This window comes from Bartonella sp. AA126HLJHH (assembly GCF_042197425.1).
Lineage (GTDB): Bacteria > Pseudomonadota > Alphaproteobacteria > Rhizobiales > Rhizobiaceae > Bartonella.
In genome coordinates this window covers 49,539-69,475 of record NZ_JBHIRU010000008.1, presented here as the reverse complement: position 1 = coordinate 69,475, position 19,937 = coordinate 49,539, and the positions used below count along the sequence as shown (strand labels likewise).

At 36.1% G+C, this 19,937-nt stretch carries 13 protein-coding genes, 2 tRNA genes and 1 pseudogene; 5 read left to right on the top strand and 11 right to left on the bottom strand.

Translation table 11 applies throughout. The annotated features are described in order from the left end of the window. Window positions 1-3: 3 nt before the first annotated feature. Together ybaL and ACFIQC_RS05335 are read left to right on the top strand one after the other, a co-directional pair. Window positions 4-1,755 (top strand): YbaL family putative K(+) efflux transporter, encoded by a 1,752-nt coding sequence (gene ybaL / locus ACFIQC_RS05340; protein WP_375613485.1) that lies wholly within the window; start codon window positions 4-6, stop codon window positions 1,753-1,755. 15 nt (window positions 1,756-1,770) lie between these two features. Beyond that, the gene (locus ACFIQC_RS05335) at window positions 1,771-2,724 is read left to right on the top strand and encodes a YbhN family protein (protein ID WP_375613484.1); all 954 of its coding nucleotides are present in this window, start codon (window positions 1,771-1,773) and stop codon (window positions 2,722-2,724) included. 1,098 nt (window positions 2,725-3,822) lie between these two features. On the opposite strand, the gene ACFIQC_RS05330 is transcribed toward ACFIQC_RS05335, so the two are convergent. Continuing rightward, window positions 3,823-3,898 (bottom strand) — tRNA-Lys (locus ACFIQC_RS05330). A 437-nt stretch (window positions 3,899-4,335) separates the two neighbouring features. Between ACFIQC_RS05330 and ACFIQC_RS05325 the strand changes: the two genes are divergently transcribed. Next, on the top strand, window positions 4,336-5,904 hold the full coding sequence (locus ACFIQC_RS05325; protein WP_375612149.1) for a TerC family protein: 1,569 nt from the start codon (window positions 4,336-4,338) through the stop codon (window positions 5,902-5,904). 529 nt (window positions 5,905-6,433) lie between these two features. Here the strand turns inward: ACFIQC_RS05325 and ACFIQC_RS05320 are convergent. The 5 genes and pseudogenes from ACFIQC_RS05320 to ACFIQC_RS05300 form a co-directional block, all read right to left on the bottom strand. Beyond that, entirely contained in the window at window positions 6,434-6,658 is a 225-nt protein-coding gene (locus tag ACFIQC_RS05320) for a hypothetical protein (protein ID WP_375620816.1), read from the bottom strand. A gap of 2,084 nt (window positions 6,659-8,742) precedes the next feature. Next, a pseudogene (locus tag ACFIQC_RS05315) lies at window positions 8,743-9,307 on the bottom strand (hypothetical protein). A gap of 121 nt (window positions 9,308-9,428) precedes the next feature. Next, window positions 9,429-9,533 carry a hypothetical protein gene (locus ACFIQC_RS05310; protein WP_375613508.1) on the bottom strand — a complete coding sequence of 35 codons (105 nt, stop codon included), beginning with the start codon at window positions 9,531-9,533 and terminating at the stop codon, window positions 9,429-9,431. Between the two features lie 127 nt (window positions 9,534-9,660). After that, window positions 9,661-9,852 carry a hypothetical protein gene (locus tag ACFIQC_RS05305; RefSeq protein WP_375612146.1) on the bottom strand — a complete coding sequence of 64 codons (192 nt, stop codon included), beginning with the start codon at window positions 9,850-9,852 and terminating at the stop codon, window positions 9,661-9,663. A gap of 536 nt (window positions 9,853-10,388) precedes the next feature. Further along, window positions 10,389-10,465 (bottom strand) — tRNA-Arg (locus ACFIQC_RS05300). 263 nt (window positions 10,466-10,728) lie between these two features. Between ACFIQC_RS05300 and ACFIQC_RS05295 the strand changes: the two genes are divergently transcribed. Both ACFIQC_RS05295 and ACFIQC_RS05290 read left to right on the top strand, forming a co-directional pair. Beyond that, window positions 10,729-11,502, top strand: a complete 774-nt coding sequence (locus tag ACFIQC_RS05295; protein WP_375612145.1) for an NAD kinase — start codon at window positions 10,729-10,731, stop codon at window positions 11,500-11,502. A gap of 145 nt (window positions 11,503-11,647) precedes the next feature. Next, window positions 11,648-13,051, top strand: a complete 1,404-nt coding sequence (locus ACFIQC_RS05290) for a DEAD/DEAH box helicase (protein WP_375620798.1) — start codon at window positions 11,648-11,650, stop codon at window positions 13,049-13,051. Between the two features lie 59 nt (window positions 13,052-13,110). Here the strand turns inward: ACFIQC_RS05290 and gltX are convergent, their stop codons facing one another. From gltX to ACFIQC_RS05265, 5 genes are all read right to left on the bottom strand, one after another. Further along, a complete protein-coding gene (gltX, locus tag ACFIQC_RS05285) occupies window positions 13,111-14,484 on the bottom strand; it encodes a glutamate--tRNA ligase (protein ID WP_375630030.1) in 1,374 nt (457 codons plus the stop codon). 10 nt (window positions 14,485-14,494) lie between these two features. Then, complete coding sequence (locus tag ACFIQC_RS05280; RefSeq protein WP_375706834.1) at window positions 14,495-16,156, bottom strand: NAD+ synthase; 1,662 nt, start codon at window positions 16,154-16,156, stop codon at window positions 14,495-14,497. A 119-nt stretch (window positions 16,157-16,275) separates the two neighbouring features. Further along, window positions 16,276-17,655, bottom strand: coding sequence for a class II 3-deoxy-7-phosphoheptulonate synthase (locus tag ACFIQC_RS05275; protein ID WP_375640923.1), 1,380 nt, complete (start codon window positions 17,653-17,655; stop codon window positions 16,276-16,278). 68 nt (window positions 17,656-17,723) lie between these two features. Beyond that, complete coding sequence (gene gor / locus ACFIQC_RS05270; RefSeq protein WP_375706833.1) at window positions 17,724-19,115, bottom strand: glutathione-disulfide reductase; 1,392 nt, start codon at window positions 19,113-19,115, stop codon at window positions 17,724-17,726. A 203-nt stretch (window positions 19,116-19,318) separates the two neighbouring features. Then, window positions 19,319-19,888: a DUF2059 domain-containing protein gene (locus ACFIQC_RS05265; RefSeq protein WP_375612140.1), complete on the bottom strand. Its 570-nt coding sequence runs from the start codon at window positions 19,886-19,888 to the stop codon at window positions 19,319-19,321. Window positions 19,889-19,937 lie beyond the last annotated feature (49 nt).

Below are 19,937 nucleotides of genomic sequence, written 5' to 3'. Positions count from 1 at the left end.
TCCATGCTCCACGACACACCACTTATCACAACTATTGTTGCAGGCTTATGTTTAGCATTTCTCTTGGGAATGATTGCTAGCCGTTTACGTATTTCACCCCTTGTAGGCTATTTGTTAGCTGGTGTTATTGTGGGACCCAATACAGGCGGATTTAAAATAGATTCCGTCATCATTAATCAACTTGCTGAAATTGGTATTATTTTGCTGATGTTTGGTGTTGGGCTCCACTTTTCATTAAAAGACCTTTTATCTGTCAAAGCTATTGCTGTCCCCGCTGCTATTGCACAAATGGCATTTTCTACTTTTCTAGGTTTGTGCCTTGGTCTGATTATGGGATGGGGCTTTAGTGGTAGTTTGATTTTCGGTCTTGCTTTATCCATAGCAAGTACCGTTATCCTGCTACGTGCTTTGCAAGAGCGTCATCTTATTGAAACAGAAAAAGGACGCATTGCCGTTGGATGGTTGATTATTGAGGATTTAGCAATGGTCCTTATACTTGTCCTCATCCCTTCCTTGGCAAGTGCCCTCAGCAATACCAAAAAAGAAGCGTTGGATCCTCTTGTTCAATGGTTGGATTTAAGTATTTGGGGTATTTTTGGTCTCACCATCCTGAAGGTAATTGTATTTATTGCACTTATGCTCGTCATTGGGCGACGCGTTATCCCATGGCTTTTAAAAATGAGCGCACAATCGGGATCACGTGAATTATTTCGTCTTAGCGTCTTTGCTATTGCATTAGGAGTAGCTTTCGGAGCCGCTCATTTATTTGGAGTTTCTCTTTCTCTTGGTGCTTTTTTTGCTGGTATGGTCATGAGCGAATCAGAATTAAGCCACCGTGCCGCGGAAGAATCTTTACCACTGCGCGATGCTTTTTCTGTTCTCTTTTTTGTTTCTGTAGGCATGTTATTTGACCCCGAGAAACTCTTAACTCATTTTTTCCCTCTCTTAGCAACCTTATTCATTATCGTAATCGGAAAATCTGCTGTTGCCTTTTTCATCGTTAAAGCTTTTCGCTATTCTAATGCAACAGCTTTGACTATTTCTGCAAGCCTTGCCCAAATCGGAGAATTTTCCTTTATCCTTGCTGGTTTAAGTTTAAGCTTAGGACTTTTAAACAATGACGCTCATGATTTAATTCTTGGAGGAGCAATTTTTTCTATTTTGCTCAATCCTCTTGTTTTCATTGCCTGTAATAAAATTAAAAAACGTCTAGAAAAAAATTCTGCATCTTCACAAAATACCCAAACAATTATTGATATTGATCCACAAGATCCTGACCAAGATTTTTTACCGATGACCTTAAAAAACAACCATATCGTAATTATTGGCTATAGTCGTATCGGTAAGTGTGTTGCATTATCTTTAATAAATAGAGGTGAACCTATAGTGATCGTAGAAGAATCAAAACGCCTCTCTGATAAAGCGATTGCAGATGGCTTTGAGGCTATTTGCGGCAATATCATTCAACAAGAAATAATGAACGCAGCAAATATAAATAATGCACATAAAGTTGTTATTACAATGCGAAGTACCATTGAAGTAGGAGAATGTATCGTAAATATCCGTGATATGAAGAAAGATATCCAGATAATCACACATGCATTATCCGACACAGAAACAACATATCTCATTGATTTAGGTGCTGATGTTGTAGTAACAGATGATGAAGAAATTGCCAATGGTATTATAGAGTATATAACAGAACGAAGATCTGTAAGGAATATGCTCAATCATGAAAATTTACAGAAAACATAAAATGGATACAGAATCGTGAAAATAAAGCAATTTATATGGCCATTGATTGGTATCTTAGCAATGCTGGTATCTATTCGAATTCTTTACATGAAGCTCTCTGCCATTTCATTTGGGGATGTATTGGAGCGCTTGAGCAATTTAAATGCACAGCACTGGTTATTAGCCTGTTTATGTTCTCTCCTAGCTTATGCTGCTCTTGCTGGATATGATCGAATTGCCTTGCAACATCTAGGCCATAAAATTTCTTGGATTTTTATCGCCATATGTTCATTTACAACCTACGCTCTTTCACACAATATCGGTGCTTCAGTTTTTTCTGGTGCCGTTGTACGCTATCGCGCCTATAAAATGAAAGGATTAAACGGAACAGAAATCGCAATATTAGTAGGTTTTTGCTCTTTTACTTTTGTAATCGGCACAATCTTACTTTTGGGAATCGTTTTGGTGCTGCAACCCGAAATTATCACCCTCATTCATAAAGAACTTCCTGAATGGCTCGGAACAACGGCTGGAGCAATTTTACTCAGCTGTATAGCACTTTATACGTTTGGCAGCTGGCTTCAGTTAAAACCCTTACGCTTGGGTAAAAAAATTCAACTCTCCTATCCCCGGCTGAAAATTGTTATTCAACAGCTTCTCATTAGCCCTCTAGAGCTTTTAGGAGCAGCAGGAATTATATATGCTGTTCTCCCACATAACGCAGATATTCATTTTATCTCTGTTCTTGGTGTTTTCCTAGCATCTTTTACGATAACTCTTCTCTCTAATGCTCCAGCAGGAGGAGTAGGAGTTCTTGAAGCTCTCTTCATAACAGGCATGCCCAATATAAATCCAACCGATGTTATTGCAGCACTTATTGTCTTTAGAATGTTTTATTTGATTATACCGCTTATCCTTTCATTATTTGTGGTCGTCATTTTTGAGGCGCAACAATATTGGAAAAGAGCCCCCAAAACACCACCTGAATAAATAAAAGGCTATCAATGACTTCTTTTTTTATGTACCTATAAAAGAACAAAACACCATCGTGTTGCCAATTTACATATCTTTTTTAAGAAACCTCTCTCAACGCTCTTCTCCATTACACAGCAGTACCCATAAATGGTATAATAGTAAAGCTATTGTTGCACCATCAACTTTATACTTAATAAAAGATCAAGCCTGCGCCATTATACTATTTTTCCAATGTTATGATAACTTTTAGCACTTAAGAACATTAATAAGAATTATTTTCATGCCTTTCTTCAATAGTCTTTATCCACACGTTAATCCCATTTATGATGCACAAATGAATGATTTTAATTAATTTATTATAAGAAGGATTGAAACAAAAGAAGTTTATGATAGTAAAGTTTTTTCAAACAAATAATAATCAATTCTTTATAAATCAATATATTATAATGAATCTAAGTAGCTTTCTTAATATTTATATTTTTAGAGGTTTAGCTAACGGAAAGACAGCATAGCGTAACCACACAGCTTAATATTTTAAAACTTTAAGCCTCATTAAAGTTTATTGTCTTTCGTTTAACAGGTATTAACTTTAAACAATTAAATTGATATAATTTTACTCCTTGTATGTCCAGCTAACTACTTCATTTTATCTTGATTTACCCTCTTGGAATACTGATGATTATTACAGAAGTTTTTTGTTTAAGCGGGAGAGTTATCAAAAAATATCCACGCTGCTGACACAACTAAAGTGTAAAGTTTCTTCTGTCTTTAAACAATATGCTAAAAATCCAAAAAAATTTAATCAATTTATATTAAAAGAAGTGAAAACTGTTGATTTTTATACCCCTTTAAATAACACAATTGTCGGTAAGAGGCTTCTCCTTACCAATTGCAACTTAAAAAAAGAAACAATACGCATTAAAAGATCTTAAAATGTCCTTTGGAAGTTCTTTGAGTCCCCTAAAAAGTACAAACACCGATGACTAAGCTATATCAACAATCTTCACTTTTAAACAAACAGATATGGGGAAATCCTACTGCCCAATTTTATTTAGAAAATCGTACCTTAAAAAAATTACGCAATCAATAAGTTATTTACGGTATAAAACCAAATGGTGGGTGATGAGGGGATCGAACCCACGACCCGCTGATTAAGAGTCAGCTGCTCTACCGACTGAGCTAATCACCCATAAGTTTCTCAAAAAATGAGAATGAGCGTTTCTATAACGCTCCTAAGAGTGGATGTCTAGATATTTTGTTGTTTGTTATATGAACTCATTGTCTGTAAGGTTAAAAATATGATATTCACCACTTGATCTTATATAAAAATAAACTCATTATAAGAAGCTTTATAAATAAATGTTCTGATTGTTATACAGAACCTATAGTTAGAGGATTATCGAGCATAATGCCCGAGCGAAAATTAGAAGAACCTTCTTGTGGTTGTAAGCGGGATGGGGCATCATTTTGTTTTATCAACAATCACATGCATTCAAGCAATATTGTGCTGTTTTTTTCTTTGAATATAAGTTTTTTTACATTCAATGTTCATGATCCAATATACGAATAAAAGCCTATGAATTTTTTTTGTCAATCGCGCGCTTTTAAGCTTCTAAAAGGTAATGAATGATGGAATGGATCACTGATCCCCATGCGTGGTTTGGTTTGATCACGCTGGTTTTTCTCGAAATTGTTTTAGGAATAGATAACCTTATCTTTATTGCAATTTTAGCTGAAAAATTGCCACTGCATTTGCGTGACCGCGCACGCTTTATAGGTCTTACTTTAGCATTAATTATGCGGCTTTTCCTTCTTACCGTTATTGGATGGGTTATGAGACTCGATAGGGTAATTCTTTCACTTTCATCTTTTGTATTTAGTTGGCATAGCTTTATTTTAATCGGTGGTGGAGCCTTTTTGCTCGCAAAGGGAACGCTAGAATTACATGAAAGGTTAGAAGGAGTATCACATGAAAGAAAAACAGGCGTTGGTTATGCTGTTTTTTGGCAAGTAATCGTCCAAGTCGTGGTGCTGGATGCTGTTTTTTCACTAGACAGTATTATTACCGCAACAGGTATGATTGCAAAAGAGCAGGCAGCAGTTATGTATATCGCAGTCATAGCTGCTATGGGAGTAATGATGTGCGGATCTGGTGCTCTTATGCGTTTTATTAATCGTCATCCCACTATTGTAATCCTTTGTCTTGGTTTTTTGATGATGATTGGTTTTACTCTCATTGTTGAAGGATTTGGTTTTCATATTCCAAAAGGGTATTTGTATGCTGCTATTGGTTTTTCTGTTCTCATCGAAGCTTTTAATCAAATTGGACGTCGTAACCGTGAAAAAATGATTAAAACGAATGATCTACGCAGTAGAACAGCTGATGCTGTTTTGAGGCTCTTAGGAGGAGGAAGCAAAGATAGTCACCTTGCTGAGACTGTAGATGTTATTGCTGAACAGGCCGCAGCTTCTGAATTGTTTAGACCAGAAGAAAAGGAGATGATTCGTGGTGTTCTCGATTTAGCTGATCGCCCTGTTCGCTCTATCATGTCGCCGCGTAATGAGATTGAGTGGTTAGATTTAAATGCTGATGAAAATGAAATGCGTGAAGAATTACAAAAGGTTAAACATAGCCGCTTAATTCTTGCGCGTGAAAAAGTGGATGAATTTGTTGGCGTTGCATTGACAAAAGATCTTCTTTTGAATTTGGCTGAGGGGAAAAAGATTAATTGGAAAAAAGCTATGCGAGAACCCCTCGTTGTTCATGAAAACACAAGTGTTTTACGATTGATGGAGCAGTTACGTCATTCTTCGATTCAGCTTGCAATTATTGTTGATGAGCATGGATCTTTTGAAGGAATTGCAACACCAACCGATATTCTTGAAGCTATTGCAGGAGACTTTCCTGATGACGATGAAGAACTCATGATCGCAGAACAACTTGAAAATGGCAGTCTTCTTGTTGAGGGATATGCTGATATCCGCCGTTTAAGTGGTTATCTTGGACGTAACCTTGTGGATGAAGCAGATCGTTATACGACTCTGGCAGGCTTTATGCTTTGGCAGTTTGGTCATTTACCAAATGAGGGAGAAAGTTTTGAAACTGATGGTTTACACTTTAAAGTGATTGAAATGGAACGCAGAAACATATCTAAAATCCTTATTTCTCCACTTGTATCACCAGAAAAAAGCTAATTCTTTTTATAAGCAAAATGAATAAAAAGATTTTTTTATGATTAAAAATTGAAAAGAATAAGCAGCTGATAACTCAATTGCATTTCATTATTTTTATATTTTTTTTAAGCGTAAAATAATGACATACAAAAGTTATATTATCAATGAACTTTCCATTATAAAAAATTTTCATTGATGATTGACGAAAAGCTGGAAGAGAGAAAATGGTGCAAAATTATTTGTCAATGGTCATTAATCTCAAAACAATGAATATATACAACATATTGATTTATAATAATTATTTATTACAATATTACCTTCACATCAAGAAAGCCTCTTTCAAACATCAGATTTCCGCCAATGGATAAAACTCCACCATTGTTGAGTTCACTCAACTGATGATGGCATCTTTAAACCAGACTCTGGCTCCTATAATCTTTTTAGATCTTCTTGATATTTCTTAAGGAGCTATTCCTTAGCTTTTGTTTCGATAAATTTAGCTATTTTTTTCCTTCCAAGAATGAAACTCCACCTCTCTGGAAAGCTTTTATTAAGAACTTTGTTTTTCTTCCAGATGGTTCATATTTTTTACTACTTTTGCAATGAAAGCGTAGCTGTGTTGCTTAGATTTGACTACTTCTTTGACTACAGCCAATGCACGTTCAAAATGAATCTGTTGGGTATTTTCATCAAAGCCTAAATGATCCTCTGCACTGAAACTTTGATAATAAGATTGTAAGGTTGCAACATCACCCAATAAAGCCAGTGCACCAATATGAAGTAAGCTATAATCTGCATCATCTACCTTGATAACCTTTATGTGCCTCCAACTTCACTCTATCGCCAAGGTGGTGCTCCATATCTGGAATAAAAGCATTTATGAAGATCAATTTTTTCTATCGCCTATTTCAAGACATAATCAAGCTTAATTCCAACCAATCTGCATATATTCCTTCTTCACAAACTCTCAACCCCTTTTTATAAAAATCAAGTTGTAGATCCTGTAAGTGCTGAGAATTGATAGGGATCAATTACCATACAGGCAGCAGATAAAATACCAGTACTAATCGAAACTCCAACATCAACTTACGGATAACCTTTGATAATTGCGTCATTATAAAGAATTTGTACTTCACAATCTGGGAGTTGATAACATGCTGAATAATTATCTAACTCTTTAATTTTTTCAACAAACCAATCAAGATTTTTGAAGAACACTGTTGCACTCTCCATGATTAAAAAATTCTTTGCTCTACCTCAAAAGAGGTTGTATCCATATCAAAAGTCAAAAGCGAAGCAGATTTTTGCAAACAAAAGTGATAACGCCGTGTAAGAGAAGAATCTTATCAATAAGGTCTTTGGTGATTTCTTTTGCAACGTCTAAACGAGATGGAATCTTATTCATAAAAAAAATATAATAAAGTCAATAGTTTGTGTGCAATTATTCTATATGAATCCCATTTAAAATCTACACTTTTATACGTGATTTAATTAACCATTTTTCATAAACAATTACCATGTATGGATAGACCATAAAACGCATGTAAACATTCAAATGAAGTGAACGCAGCTATCATTCATAACAGTTCATAAATTTTATGATACGTTTTTATCACACACAAATCGCATTATTAAAAACGTAATCGTTTGAAATTATCGATAACATAAATTGCATGCGTTTAAAGAATGGTATGGGGTTTACTCTTTTTTTGAGCTAAACCTTAAAAGAAATAATCATTTGAAACTATCATAGAATAGGTTTTAATTCATTAAGGGCACATAAAAGGATTTAAAGACAAGTCGATTTAAAGCGCCGCTTACTAAAAAGTTAGTCAATAATAAGCAGACATTATATAGATATTATCATCACAACAGGTAATGAAATTGATAATGTTATGTCGTAGAAATCAAAAGATTTTTAATGATATAACGCAGGCAAACAAGCAAAAAACGTTTTAAAAGTTACAGTTTAAAAATACGAAACCAAATGAAGTCCCCTCAAATTTGAGGATACTTATTAAGACAAAGATAAGTAGATAAATTTCAAAAGGATTGCAATCATATTACAAAGGCATGGTGTTTTACTCAATTTTGAGTCAAAAGCGACAATGTTTAAAGAATGCTCTATTCTAAAGTTAACGAGCTCAAATTTGAGCTGATTAATTTTGCCAGCCCAAATATGGACCGGCTTATTTGCAGAGAAGTTAAGTTTAAATGCAAAGTGAAAATACGCTTATGAGAACCTCACTAAATGAACGTTTAAAGACATAAAATGATATCTCTATAAAAACGTTTGAAACCTAGATTTATAACAGTTTAAAAGCCTTAGATTTTATAAAAAGCGGTTGTTTATTGTCTTATGAAAAGCTGCTTTTAAAAACCAATGTTCGTAAATGTAAACAACGGGTTTTGTTACAAATATTCACTTAATATGCATTTTCTCTTGAGAGTCTTGATATGAACCTACCAAGCATTGAGACATTTTGATAATGTACTTTGTGTCAAATGACCACTTCAAAAATGCGAGCGTTATTCTTAATACGCTTTATAGCCATACATAAAGTGTTTATAGGTTCTGTAATTCAAATGAGTGATTAAAGATCATATCTGTCATTTACGTTCCTTTTGATCAGTTTTAATCAATAGAATAGAGCGTTTGCAATATGATACGTTTTGTATACATGCATTCATTATTGACTTCTTTTGTATGATCTGTAGTACCTCTATTTAAAAGCAGCTTCATATCAATTGGCACAGCTTTCTTTTATGATGCGTTTATAACCATCAAAGAAGCACCCTCCACGTCTGTCATTTATTCTGTTTATCAATCTTGATAACATCATCACTTTCATAAACCTCTCAATTTATGGGAACCGAATATAAATCGCTATGTCTTTTTATTCTTGCATTGCCATATACATTACTTCTAATCACGATATAATCAGGAGATCTTGGCATAGCCATAAACAGAGCCGTAGACCTTAGTATGACACCCCACGCTAGCATTGCCGTAAACCTTGCCTAACAACCGCATGATCATAAACCGCGGCATTGCTATGAATACGTGCACTACCGGATAATTTTGCATTCCCATAAACCCGCGCTTAATGATAAACTCAAACGTTATAAGAAAGATGAGCATTGTCATAAACATGAACACCAAAATACACATGGGTTTTATCACATATAAGGGTATTGCCATACACATAGCCACCAATGGCAGCATTGCCATAGCCCCTTATATTTTCATAAACACAACCAGATTTTACAACACAGACATTATCAGCAACCCAGCAATTACCATCATGAGAGAGATTGCTTTCATTTTCAATAAAAGCATCCAGATCGCTTTTTTTACATCACCAAAATCGTTTAAAGCACGAATGCGATAATATATGTATACATGACCAGTCACGAAATCCATTTGATTGATCTATTCATATTTTGGATGGTTTTTTCTGATTAACAGGAGCGGTTTCATTTGCAATGAAAGAAATAACGGAGGTGTTTTTTGATATAGTTATCATAATTAAACCTGTATGTTTTTAAAAGTTTTGAACAGACATTAAGCCAGCTCCAAACCAAATGTTTGTTGCATCAAGCGCTCTGTTCAAACTAATAATAACATATTCATTACCTAGTAGTAGAATACCAACTCCTACACCTGCATAAAGCGAAGCAATAATCCGCCCATATGGCTATGCTGCATGACCATAATAGAACCCAAAACCATCATTGCTACACTCGCAACACCAGCAGCAAAACGGATCAAAAGGACTAAGTGTTAACGCCATGAAAATAATTAAGTGCACTCATCACTATAGCTGCACAAGATAGTATGCGAGGAGCAAGAAATATAATCCCAATTCTGCCAAACGTAAAGAACATACTCCCAACTAAATAACCACCATAATTAGCGTTCAGTATATAAGAAAGTTGATTAAAAGTAAACAATCCCTCATCCAACATAACTGGCAATATTGGTGTATAGAGAAATCACCAGATACCCATATCAAAACCATATCGAATACAGCATTTTGAAACAATTCAAATCTTAACGGTTGTTTTTTCCCCCTTATTATTCCTTTAACTGGTGATATTTCTCATCCGCGTTCCATATCACCATAACAGCCTTTAACTCCAAAAATAGAATAAAAGCAAATTTAGCTATCTATTTTAATGCTCAAAACAATATATTTAGCGGTCTACTATCAACATCACCAGATCAGTTTTACAATAACATATTGAATTAATATGTATTTTTATGTTATAAATGTTTATAGTTAAATTGAAAGCATATTTAGATAACCTTGCTTTTTTATCTCGATATTCAAAATGACTAACCGAAAAATTATATACGCAGCCGTAAATTTTACTTCTCTTAAAATCATTTGCTTATTCGCTGCAAAACTTAATAAACAACTCAAATAACCATTTTCATAAAAGAGGAAATTGGCTTCTTTTAGATAATATTGTTATTTAGTATGATATAAAGTTGAAAAATTTGGTGCACCCGACAGAATTCGAATCTGTGACCTCTGCCTTCGGAGGGCAGCGCTCTATCCAGCTGAGCTACGGGTGCTTCACACTGATTATTAAAATCAGTTATGGTCTTTTAACTAATCATACTCTTAGCTTCAATGCTAAATTATCATTCTAATAAAAAAATTACTCGTTTGTAATTTATCTAACGACGCATTCCTTTTACTTTTTAATGATACTTTACCTTGAAATAACTTCTCTTTATTCAATGCTCTTTTTATTATAAAAAGAGCTTTTATTACAACTTCAAAACTCTCAAAAATAAGTTACAACATAAATTATAAGTATCAGGATAATTTTTAAATGGCTACATTACCAAGTCGCTTTCATTTTATTTCCGCAGAAACTGAGGAGGCTATCAAAGCTACCCATAAATTAATTTCCGTTTATGGTCATTCTTCTCTGGAAGAAACTGATATTGTTGTTGCAATCGGTGGTGATGGGACAATGTTACAAACCGTACGAGATGTCATGAACACAGGCAAACCTATTTATGGTATGAATCAAGGTTCTGTAGGGTTTCTTATGAATGAATTTCATGAAAAAAAATTGCCCAATCGTATTGCTGCCGCACATAAAAAAGAAATCCATCCCCTGCGCATGATTGCAAAATCTGAATGTCAAGATTCTATCGAGGCGCTTGCAATTAATGAAGTATCCCTCTTTCGGCAATCTTATCAAGCGGCAAAAATTCGCATCACCATTGATAACAACGTACGCATGGAACAATTAAGTTGTGATGGTGTCCTCGTCGCTACACCAGCTGGATCAACCGCCTATAATTTATCAGCACAAGGACCTATCTTACCTCTTATGGCTCCCCTTATGGCCCTCACTCCCGTTAGCCCTTTTCGCCCTCGGCGTTGGCATGGAGCTTTGCTTCCCGATACAGTAACAGTGCGCTTTGATATGCTTGAACCTGACAAACGCCCTGTAAATGCTGCTGCAGATAATATTGAAGTTAAATCTGTTCATTCAGTTACTATTTCAATGGCAACAGAAGTAACAGCTTCAATCCTTTTTGACTCAAATCATTCATGGGATGAGCGCATTTTATCAGAACAATTTCGCTATTAATGATTGTATTATGCGTTTTATATGTATATGATTGTTATAGTTATTTTTTTTGTGAAAACATCTTAACACTTTTAAAGAGTGTAGAATATTGGTTATAATCATCATTAGATAGCGCAGTTAAAATCACAGAGCAGTTGATAAAAAAATGATACCATCTTTAAACAGTTTTGATGATTTAGGTCTTTCCGCAAAGGTTATTAATGCGGTGAAATCAGCGGGGTATACAGCTCCGACACCTATTCAAAGTGAAACAATTCCGCATGTCCTTCAAAGAAAAGACGTTTTAGGAATCGCCCAAACGGGAACAGGTAAAACTGCCTCTTTCGTATTGCCTATGCTCACTCTCCTTGAAAAAGGTCGTGCAAGAGCACGAATGCCCCGTACGCTCATCTTAGAACCAACAAGAGAAATTGCAGCTCAAGTTGAAGAAAATTTCGATAAATACGGAATAAATCATCGTTTAAACGTTGCTCTCTTGATTGGTGGGGTATCTTTTGAACTCCAAGATCGCAAACTTGAACGAGGAGCTGATGTTCTTATAGCAACACCAGGGCGCCTTCTTGATCATTGCGAGCGCGGTAAACTACTCCTGATGGGCGTTGAAATCCTTGTGATTGATGAAGCTGATCGCATGTTGGATATGGGCTTTATTCCTGATATTGAACGCATCTGTAAGCTAACCCCTTTTACGCGTCAAACTTTGTTCTTTTCTGCAACAATGGCGCCAGAAATTACAAAACTAACGAAACAATTTTTACATTCTCCCGTATCTGTTGAAGTTACAAAAGCTTCCTCAACAGCTACCACAATTACACAACGGCTTGTCAAATCTGGAAATAAATCATGGGATAAAAGAGCGGTTTTACGAGAGCTTATCCAAAATGAAGGTGCAGAGCTTCAAAATGCAATCATTTTCTGTAATCGAAAGAGAGATATTTCTGAACTTTTTAGATCGCTCATCAAACATAACTTTAATGTAGGGGCACTTCATGGAGATATGGACCAATATTCGCGCATGAACACCCTAGCTGATTTTAAAAATAATAAACTTACACTTCTTGTTGCTTCTGATGTTGCTGCCCGTGGACTCGATATTCCAGCTGTAAGTCATGTATTTAACTATGATGTTCCTACACATGCTGAAGACTATATCCATCGAATTGGTCGTACAGGGCGTGCAAATCGTAGCGGAAAAGCCTTTACAATCGTTACAAAAGCTGATCAAAAATATATCAATGCCATCGAGGAAATGAGTAATGAAAAAATTGAATGGCTCAATGGAGATCTCTCAACTTTAATAGCCGATGATCAAACAGAAGATATTGTTGTAAAGAAAAAATCTTCAAAACCATCAAAGAAAACTGCTCCAAAAGAGACTGTTGCTCACACTAAAAAATCTGTAGAAGAGAATAAAACAGAATATATCAAAAATGCAAATAATAAGGAGAAGCCATCTGAGCAACAACGCTCACGAAAAAATAAGAATTACACACCTATTGGATTTGGTGATGATATTCCTGCTTTCATGCTTATAAAAACGTGCAAATAAACCCGTTCTCTACTCTCTTTTAGAGTGAAATGAACAAAATACTTTTAAAAAATCCGCTCTTATTTTCTAGAGAGCCTTTCCGTTACCTTTTCACGCCCTAAAAGCTGCAAAATTTTTCCCATTTCAGGTCCATGATCCATGCCCGTAAGTGCCTGACGTAATGGCATAAATAAAGCTTTTCCTTTTCGACCTGTTTTTTCTTTTAATGCTGTTGTCCAAATTTTCCAACTTTCCTCATTCAAAGCACCTTCAGGTAAGAAATCGAGTGATTGGTGCACAAAAGCACGATCCTCTAGTGCTACTGTATCAAAATTCTGTTCATCATGAATGATTTTCCACCAAAAAACAGCCTCATTGACTTTATTAATATTGCTTCTTATCGCGTTCCAGAAATATTCCGCCTTATCTCCCTCAATAGAAAGTTTTTTAAGGCGCATTTTTACTTCCTCATAGGTTAACTCATGGACAAGATGACTATTCAAAGCAAGAAGATCAGCAATATCAAATTTTGCAACGGATCTTGACGTATCTTGGAGATTAAAATGCTCTAAAAGCGCAGCTTGATTGGGATAGGGATGCACATTTTGCGATGTCCCAATCAAAACGGCAAGGCATTGAACAGCTATAGATTCAAATCCTTCTTCCCGTAGAGAACGAATAGAAAGATCATTATTACGTTTTGAAAATCCTTTTCCTAAAACTGTCGCCAATAAATTGGTATGAGCAAAAACCGGTAATTCTGCATTAAGAGCTTTAAAAAGAGCAATTTGAGCGCCTGTATTTGTAATATGATCATCCCCACGAATAATATGCGTAATAGCCATATCTACATCATCAACAATAGACGGCAATGTATAAAGATAGGTTCCATCTTCACGAATAAGAACAGGATCTGAAAGAGAAGCTAAATCAATCGTCTGCTTTCCCTTTATTGCATCATTCCAGCAAACTTCTGTTCGCTTTGTGTGTAAAGGATCACTTTCAAAATTAGGAAGAAGAAAACGCCAATGGGGTTTACGACCTTGTGATTCAAAGTTTTTTCTCTCTTCTGTTGTCAACTTCAATGCTGCACGGTCATAAACAGGAGGCAATTTGCGTGAAAGCTGGATTTTACGACGCCGCTCTAATTCCTCTGTTGTCTCATAACAAGGATAAAGAAGGCCACGTTGTTTGAGAATTTCTGCCACTTCATCATATCGATTAAATCGCTTGGATTGGTAATAAATTGCATCTGGTTGAATACCAAGCCATTCAAGGTCAACAGCAATAGCATCGATATATTCTTGTTTAGAACGTTCAATATCTGTATCATCATAGCGTAAAATAAATTCTCCCTTATACGCTTGCGCATAAAGCCAGTTGAAAAGCGCAATACGGATATTGCCAATATGAATATAACCTGTTGGAGAGGGAGCAAAACGAACTTTAACCATAAAATAATACTCAATTTTTATCGCGAAAATGATTGACTATAGGATAGCGACGATCGCGTCCGAAATTTTTGTAACTGATTTTTACACCAGGCGCAGATTGACGCCTTTTATATTCGGCACCATAAAGAAGCTGTTCAACTTTCGCAACAGTTTCTCGTGAATGTCCACGTTTAACAATATTACAAATACTCATGTCATTTTCTACAAGAGATTGTAATATATCATCTAAAATAGGATAAGGCGGAAGAGAATCTTCATCTTTTTGATTTTCCCGCAGCTCTGCAGAGGGTGCTTTTTCTATAATATTGGATGGAATGATCATTCCTTTTGGTCCTCTCAAATTGTGCAAGTGATTTTTATTGCGCCACTCCGCTAATGCATAAACCTGCATTTTATAAATATCTTTAAGAGGATTAAACCCGCCATTCATATCCCCATACAGTGTTGCATATCCCACAGCCATTTCTGATTTATTGCCTGTCGTTACCACCATTGAGCCGAATTTATTTGAAAGCGCCATTAAAAGTGTACCGCGTATACGACTTTGAAGATTTTCCTCTGTGACGTCAGAGGGTAACCCTAAAAAAACAGGTGCCATTGTCTTTAAAAAAGCCTCAACAGGTTGTGCAATCGGTATGATTTCATAACGACATCCCAAAAGATCAGCACATTCTTTGGCATCTTTTAATGATTCTTGCGAAGTATAATGATAGGGCATCATAATGGTGCGAACCCTCTCAGCACCAAGAGCATCCACCGCCATTGCCGTACACAGGGCTGAATCAATTCCTCCTGAAAGACCAAGAATAACATCCTTAAAGCCGTTTTTATTAACGTAATCTTTCAACCCCAAAACACAAGCTTGATAATCAGCCGCTAATCCATTGAGAAGACTTTCATTAGGACCTGAAATACAGTGCCATCCCGTCGTTGTTTTTTGCCAATGGCTTAAAGCAATATGGCTATCAAAGTGTTTCATTTGAAATATCTTTTTGCCTTGTCCATTCAAGGCAAAAGACCCACCATCAAAAACGAGCTCATCTTGACCACCTACTTGATTAGCGTAGATAATTGGCACTCCAGATTGTAGAGCCTGTGTATGAACAACGTCTATACGTTTTAATGTTTTATTACGATAATAAGGAGATCCGTTAAGGACAAGAATAATTTCCGCTCCTTTATCTTTAAGCTCTGTACTAAGAGAGGAATCATTCCAAAGATCCTCACAAATGACTATTCCTAATTTAATTCCATGATAGACAATAGGCTGAGGACGTGGACCTGAAGAAAATAAACGCTTTTCATCAAATTCAGCATAATTAGGTAAATCAAACTTCAAACATTCGGCAATGACTCTCCCTTCATCAAGAACCATGACAGCGTTGTAAATATTACCATTGCGCCTTAATGGAAGACCAATGACAATTCCTGGTCCGCCTACGGTTATCTTTGCTAATTTCTCAACAGTCTCTTCACATGTTTTTGTAAAAGCAGGTTTTAGAACAAGATCTTCCGGCGGATAAGCACTTATAAAAAGTTCCGTGAATAAAACAAGATCAGCCCCCTCTTCTTTGGCCTTTTGATGCGCCATGACAGCTAAAGAAAAATTCCCCTCAATATCACCGACAATAGGATTTAATTGGGCAATTGATACCCGAATATCATTTTTCATAAGCCTTTGTATCATTTCATCAGTTTAGCAACCACAACTTTATTCTTCATCATCGGAAACATCATTTTTTAAAATTCTTTTCTGCCATAATGACCTAAAAATATTAGGCAAATTTTTGCCTACCCCCCAGCAGCAATTGCTAACGAGTCAGTCACGCGATTTTTTTTAAGGAGTTCAGCAACAAGAAAAGCCAATTCTAACGCTTGATCTGCATTTAACCGTGGATCACATTGCGTATGATAACGATCAGATAAATCGTCCACAGAAATGGCGTGCGCCCCTCCTGTACATTCAGTAACATCACGACCTGTCATCTCAATATGAATGCCTCCTGGATAAGTTCCCTCTCCACGATGCACTGCAAAAAAATTCTCTACTTCTTTTAAAACATAATCAAAAGGACGCGTCTTATAACCATTGGCAGTAATTGTATTGCCATGCATTGGATCACATGACCATATAACCGCACGCTTCTCGCGTTCAACAGCACGGATGAGTTTAGGTAGATAACTTTCAACTTTATCATAACCAAAGCGCGTAATGAGAGTAAGCCGCCCCAGCTCGTTTTCAGGATTTAAAATATCAATTAATTTCAAAAGCTCATCAGGCTCAATGGAAGGACCACATTTTAATCCTATAGGATTCTTAATGCCGCGACAATATTCAACGTGAGCATGGTCAATCTGACGCGTACGGTCACCAATCCATAACATATGACCAGATGTTGCATACCAATTTCCTGAAGTTGAATCAATCCGAGTCAAAGCCTCTTCATAACCAAGCAACAGTGCTTCATGACTGGTATAAAAAGATGTTTCACGCAATGAAGAATGTGTTTTGGATGTAATCCCTATAGAACGCATAAAATCAATTGCTTCAGAAATACGCTCTGCCAATAATTCATAACGTTCTCCCTGCGGACTGTTAGAAACAAAACTCAACATCCATGTGTGAACATTTTCTAAATTAGCATAGCCGCCTTGTGAAAAAGCTCGCAATAGATTAAGTGTTGCCGCAGATTGGCGATAAGCCATAGACATCCGTTGCGGATCTGGAATACGAGAACCGGCTTCAAATTCAATGCCATTAATAATATCCCCACGATAAGCAGGAAATTCAACTCCCTCTTTTCTTTCAATATCAGAAGAGCGAGGCTTTGCAAATTGACCAGCAATACGACCAATTTTAACAACCGGTTTAGAACTACCAAAGGTCAAAACAATCGCCATTTGCAAAAATACACGAAAAAAATCACGAATATTATCAGCTTCATGTTCTGCAAAGCTTTCGGCACAATCACCACCTTGCAATAAAAAAGCTTGGCCTTTCGCAACGGCTGCTAATTCATTTTTTAAATCACGTGCTTCACCGGCAAAAACTAAAGGAGGATACCTTCTCAGTTTTCGCTCAACATCTTCTAACATAGACTTATCCGGATAAGTCGGAACTTGTTTAATTGGCCTTGTTCTCCAAGTGTCAGGCGCCCATTCTTTTATCATTACACTCTCTCTAAAGATTAATCTTACAGATTAGCATATCAAAAGCTTTTTACCGCAATATATGCTGTTTAACTTTCTATTTTCTTCCCATTTTCATATATATAACTTGGTTTATACATCGTTACCAATTCTTCTGCCATCGTTGGATGCACTGCCATCGTCTCATCAAAGATATCCTTCGTCAGCTTACCCTTGAGAGATATCCCTATAAGCTGAGCCATCTCACCAGCATTTTCCCCTAAAATATGAGCGCCCACAACAATACGGCTTTCACCATCAACAATGAGTTTCATAAGCATTTTCTCTGAACTACCAGAAAGAATATTACGCATAGGACGAAAAACTGTACGATAAATTTCAAGACGCTTATAACGCTTTACCGCCTCCTCTTCTGAAAGACCAACCGTTCCAATCTCTGGCTGTGAAAAAACTGCTGTTGTAATTAAATCATAATCAGGTGTTGTTGGAATATTTTCAAATGCTGCCTTAACAAAACACATTGCATCATGAATCGCAACGGGTGTTAATTGAATATGACCTGTTACATCACCAACAGCCCAAATATGGGGGATATTTGTTGTCATTTTCTCATCAACAACAACTGCACCAAATTCATTCACCTTAACACCTGCCCGCTCAAGTCTTAAACCCGTTGTATTTGGTACACGCCCCGTAGCCAACATAATCTGATCGGCTCTGATTATTTTCCCATTTGATAAAACAACTTCATAACAATTTTCTGCAGCCTGCACTTTAGAAATTGTTATGCCATAGAGAATAGAAATCCCTTTTTCAATCATTGCATCGCTGAGCAATTGCCGCAAATCATGATCAAAATTACGAAGGATTAAATCACCACGATGAAGGAGTGTTGTTTTTACACCTAATTCATGAAAAATATTAGCAAATTCAACACCAATATACCCTCCACCAACAATCACTATTGATTTTGGGAGTTGATTAAGGTCAAAAATCTCATTAGAAGTAAGGCAAAATTCACCGCCTTCTATGGACGTATTTGGTGCAAGTTTTGCCCCTGTTGCAATCAAAATTTTTTCTGCACTTACCCGCTCACCCGTGGCAGAAAGCTCTAATGTGTGATCATCTATAAAAGTAGCACGACTTTCATAAATATGCACATTGTTATTTTCTAATCCCTTACGATACAACCCTTCTAACCTTGATATTTCTTTATTTTTAGCTGCAACCAACTTTTCCCAGCTAAAAATTGGATCCGCATATTCCCACCCAAAACCAACACTTTTCTTAAATTCTTTTACATATTGTGATGCATAAACATAAAGTTTTTTGGGAACGCAACCACGAATAACACAAGTGCCCCCTATACGATATTCCTCTGCTATAGCGACCCGCTTGCCAAGACCTCCAGCAAGCCGTGCTGCACGCACTCCACCAGAACCACTTCCAATAACAAATAAATCAAAGTCAAAAGAGCGCACGAATTATTCCTTCTTATACATCTGCAAGAGTAGGCTAAGATCTTTTATTATCAAATGAAAGTCTTTTTTTCTTTTGAAGAAGCCTTTTTTATAAAGCAGTATTCTAAAAAGACTTATTCTCATTAAAATATTTAAAACGGCGGGAAAACCGCCGCTATTAAAAAAATTAGAAATTGCCCATTGTTGTCATGATATCGATCAAGCTATTTTTTATTTTCTGAAGATTCTGATTTTATAGGCATATTTGTAGGCATAGTAGAATTATTCAAATTAAGTGTTTCAGACATCTCTTTTTTCACATTTTCTACAAGATCCCGCATAAGAGCAGTACGCCATATATCAAATGCTGAATAAGAATCACGTGCAATATTGGGGACTTCTGTCAAAAACTTTTTACCGGTATCAGAATTATAAAATGTTGTTATCGCATCAAGCTCTTTTTGAGTAAAATATTTTGCATATACATGAGCAATCTCTTTTTCTAGATCAGAGCGCCTTTTAATTAAAGCAAGCGCCTGCTTATCAACAATATCAGAAATAGCTGTTGCCAAATTCGGATCATCGCTAATCAGTTCATTTTTGAAATCATGGACCGCATTTGGTAAAAAGCTATCAAATTGATCCGTTGCATGAATAGCTCTGATTGCCTTTCGCGCTGAATCTAAATGTTGATCACTCACACCTTGTGCATAAGCCATACCAACATTCACAACAAAAATAGCAATTGCACTAAAATATACGACAAAACGCTGAAAAGAAAATATTATTTTCATTTAATGATTACCCCGATCGCTAATTATAATTTTAATTCGTTATTCTACC

What these genes read in the sequence shown, in the direction of transcription:
- ybaL (WP_375613485.1), top strand. Translation starts at nt 4, where the DNA reads ATGCTCCACGACACACCACTTATCACAACTATTGTTGCAGGCTTATGT.
- ACFIQC_RS05325 (WP_375612149.1), top strand. Translation starts at nt 4,336, where the DNA reads ATGATGGAATGGATCACTGATCCCCATGCGTGGTTTGGTTTGATCACG.
- ACFIQC_RS05305 (WP_375612146.1), bottom strand. Translation starts at nt 9,852, where the DNA reads ATGTTGGATGAGGGATTGTTTACTTTTAATCAACTTTCTTATATACTG.
- ACFIQC_RS05295 (WP_375612145.1), top strand. Translation starts at nt 10,729, where the DNA reads ATGGCTACATTACCAAGTCGCTTTCATTTTATTTCCGCAGAAACTGAG.
- ACFIQC_RS05290 (WP_375620798.1), top strand. Translation starts at nt 11,648, where the DNA reads ATGATACCATCTTTAAACAGTTTTGATGATTTAGGTCTTTCCGCAAAG.
- gltX (WP_375630030.1), bottom strand. Translation starts at nt 14,484, where the DNA reads ATGGTTAAAGTTCGTTTTGCTCCCTCTCCAACAGGTTATATTCATATT.
- ACFIQC_RS05280 (WP_375706834.1), bottom strand. Translation starts at nt 16,156, where the DNA reads ATGAAAAATGATATTCGGGTATCAATTGCCCAATTAAATCCTATTGTC.
- ACFIQC_RS05275 (WP_375640923.1), bottom strand. Translation starts at nt 17,655, where the DNA reads ATGATAAAAGAATGGGCGCCTGACACTTGGAGAACAAGGCCAATTAAA.
- ACFIQC_RS05265 (WP_375612140.1), bottom strand. Translation starts at nt 19,888, where the DNA reads ATGAAAATAATATTTTCTTTTCAGCGTTTTGTCGTATATTTTAGTGCA.